Source organism: Streptomyces sp. NPDC057271, assembly GCF_042668715.1.
GTDB lineage: Bacteria > Actinomycetota > Actinomycetes > Streptomycetales > Streptomycetaceae > Streptomyces.
In genome coordinates, this window is record NZ_JBHUYJ010000215.1 from 1 (window position 1) to 3,532 (window position 3,532).

Annotated in this window: 2 protein-coding genes; one reads left to right on the top strand and one right to left on the bottom strand. The window is 71.0% G+C overall.

Annotated elements, in window-relative coordinates:
- Positions 1 to 2,762: hypothetical protein (locus tag ACFUJR_RS38940; RefSeq protein ID WP_383451273.1), on the bottom strand; the 2,762-nt coding region annotated here is incomplete at its 3' end.
- Positions 2,763 to 2,871: 109 nt separating this feature from the next.
- Between ACFUJR_RS38940 and ACFUJR_RS38945 the strand changes: the two genes are divergently transcribed.
- Positions 2,872 to 3,192: a hypothetical protein gene (locus tag ACFUJR_RS38945; RefSeq protein WP_383181735.1), complete on the top strand. Its 321-nt coding sequence runs from the start codon at positions 2,872 to 2,874 to the stop codon at positions 3,190 to 3,192.
- Positions 3,193 to 3,532 lie beyond the last annotated feature (340 nt).

A 3,532-nucleotide genomic window follows, 5' to 3' on the forward strand; every position in this document is an offset into this window, starting at 1 on the left:
TCCGGCACCCCCGGCGCCTGATCCAGCAGCGCCTCCAACTCCCCCTCCGGCAAAGGGCCGTACTCACCCTCCACCTCCACCGGGCGTTCCCCGTCGCGCAGCGCCTGCACCCGCGCCGCCAGCGCCTCATCGGCACCAGAACCAGAACCCGCACCCCCCGAAATCACGTTCGGATTGCGCAGGGTGTCCAGCGTGGGCCACAGCAGATCGCGCAGCGCACCGCTCTCCACCATCGCCGGACCATCCGCCAGACCGTGCTCCCTCAAAAGCACGCCTAGCTTGATCTTCTGCGCCGGGGAAAGACCCTCCAGCACCTCCACGAGCGGCAAGTCCTTGACCGAGTCGGGCAGCTCCGGGAACGCCTCCATACTCGCCCTAAACGCCTCCGCGCTCGCCCTAAACGCCTCCAGAGCCGGGTTGCCCGGCGAGTCCGGCGTCGCGGACAGCGGCTCTCCCTCCGGCACCGGCCGCAGGTCACCCAGCGCCTGATCCAGCCAGTCACCCTCCCCGCCCGACTCGTTGCCGTCGCCGGCCCGCCCCCCCAGGCCCTGCTCGCCCTCACTCACGGAGCCGATCTCGGCGGTCATGCCTTCCGCCAGGCTCCCTTCCGCAACGACCGTGACCTCCGGCAGACCTGAACGGATACTGCCCTCACCGACCGTCTCGGAAGACACATCCCCGACCCTCTCAGGTGCGGATCGCGCAACCGTCTCGGGAGACTTCGCATCACCCAACGGCGCCTCGCCGAAGCCCGAGTCCTGCCGTGCGGGCGAAGCACTCTCACCACCCAAGGGCAGATCCCCGACCCGGCCCGTGGAACCGGACTGCGGGCCCCCAGCCTCCGAAAGAGGCAGCCGAGGAAGAGGACGCTCCGGCAGGGGCTTCTCCGGAAGAGGACGCTCCGGCAGGGGCCTCTCCGGAAGCGGACGCTCCGGCAGGGGCCTCTCCGGCAGGGGCTTGTCCGGAAGCGGACGCTCCGGCAGGGGCTTCTCCGGCACAGCCGGGACCTCGGTCGTGTCCGGATGGGTCGTCCGCATGACCTCCGCGACCAGCGTCTCCATCGAGAGGAAGTCATTGACCAGGAAGTCCTTACCCGCCAGCGCCTGATCGACCAGCCCCCCCGGCTCGATCAGCTCCCTCGCGCCCAGCCCGAACTCCTCCAGACCGTTCTGACGCATCAGCGCCCCGAACTTCTCCAACTGGCCAGGAGACAGATCACGCAGAACCTCGGCAAGCGGCAACTCCCCACGAGGCGCCAGCTCACCCAGCGACTCGACCGACTTCACGATCGCCGTCATCATACGAACCTCGTCCGGAGCCCCCGCCTCCCCCATCCGCCGCCCCTCGACCGACGCAATACCCGACTGCTCCGGGCCGGCCGCAGGAACCACCTCCGGCTCCATCACCGTCTCCGCCGGCGGCTCCGTCACCGTCTCGGGAGACTTCGCGCCACCCATCGGCGCCTCGCCGAAGCCCGAGTCCTGCCGTGCGGGCGAAGGACTCTCACCACCCGCGGGCAGATCCCCGACCCGGCCCGTGGAACCGGACTCCGGGACGACCGGAGCAACCACCTCGGAAACGACCGGAGGAACCGCCTCGGGGGTGACGGGAGGAACCGCCTCTGAGACGGCCGGGGGAAGCACCTCGGGGGTGACCGGAGGGAGCGCCTCGGAGGTGACGGGCGTTGCCACGTCCTCCACCCAAGTGATCTGGTTCTCCGCCAGTACGAAGTCGTTCACCGCCAGCGTGGCGAGCTTCTCTGTCAACAGCGTCTCGCGGATGCCGGCACGGGTCTGCGGGTCCACCGCGTTCCACACCTCGGGGGAGACGTTGCCCGTCACCCAACTGCCCCACTCACGCATGGCACCGTCCGCACCCGGGGGCGCTGAGGCGATCGCTTCCCCGAGGGTCATCACCTCGGCCAGACGTACCAACTCAGGCGAGAACAACATCCACTGGACAACGGCCTCCTGCACATTGCGCCGCACGACGTTCTCCAGCACCGCTTCCGGCACACGTGCCCCCTCACGCCCGAAACCCGCCCCGGACGGCGTCTCGCCCGCCGGCACCGCGGCAGCACTCTCCGCCGCGCCCAGGGCCAGGTTCGCGTCCGGGCCCTCGACAGCCGCGACAGGGCTTTGCTCCGGCGCGGCCGTGACCACCAGCCCCTCACGCTGGGCCACGATCAGGGGACCCGCACCACTCTCACCCCCGGCGTCACCAGACCGGGTCAGCTGCGTGGCCTCGGCCTGCCTCTCCACCGCCGGGTCGGGCCTCTCCACTACCGGTTCGGGCGTGTCCACTACCGGTTCGGGCGTGTCCGCCATGACGTTCTCCGGCGCATCCACGACAGGCGATGCGGGCTCCGGTGGCAGCACTTCCCCGAGCGTGGAGTCGGTCTGCGACAGCACACGCTCCAGCGTGCCGTCGTTGAGGATCTCCTGGAAATCCTTGTTCACCGAGGCGAGGCCGTTCTCATCGACCAGGCGCTCGAACTTCACCAACTGGGCTGGGCTCAGATCCGCGAGGATGTCCGTCAGCGGTTCGTCCCCCCGGCCGGCGAACTCCGGGAACTCCGCCATCGTCCGGCCTACCGCATCCAGGATCACACCGTCATACGGCCCGACCCTGACCTGCGAAGCCTCGTTCACCAGGCCCGGATTCGCCTCCTCCCAGGCGATCCTCGCCTCCTGCATGGCGAAGTACTCACGCAGCACCATGCTGCCCTTCACCACGTCACCGGCCGCGTTCATCTTGTGCATCTCCGCCGCGTAGGCGGCGAGATCCGGGAGGGGAGGGGCATCCGCCGCCGGGGAGCGCCGCACGGCTGGCGGCGCCTGCCCGGCAGAGCTCGAGACCGGCTCCGGACTCGTGGCAGCGGCGACAGGTTCCGGCGCCCCGGCCGGGTTGAAGACCTTCACAGCAGGAGCAGACGACGCCGAGGACGAGGACGACGCCGTGGACGACGCCGTGGACGAGGCTGTGGACGAGGACGAGGACGTGGATGTGGCCGTGGACGCGCTCGCTGTGACGGTCAGGTCCTGCGGCCGCCCGCCCGCCCGGGACACCGGTGAAGTCACCTCGGGAGCGTTCGTACTCGTGGCAGCCCCGACCCTGGCCCCCGACGCGTCACCGGCATTCTTCCCACTGACGACCGTGTCGATGGACGGCGGCCTGCCCGCCGCACTCTGACCCGGCCCAGCAGACCCAGCGGACCCAGCGGACCCAGCGGACCCAGCGGACGAGGCGGACGAGGCGGACGAGGCGGGCGCGGCGGGGGAGGCGGGCGACTGCCCTTCCGGGCCACGTGTCCCCGTGGCCGGGGCCGCGCCGGCCGCCGGCGCCACGGGAGCCTGCCCGTCCAGGACCGGGCCCCGCGCTGTCTGCGAAGGGGCGGCAGCCGCCGACGGCGCCCCGGCCCCGGCATCCGCGACCACTGGCGTGAACGGCGCCTCCACCAGCGGGCGTGGGACCTCGGGCGTCTGGGAGCTGCCGCCGGACAGAACCTCACCGATGGACACCGCCGGTGAGC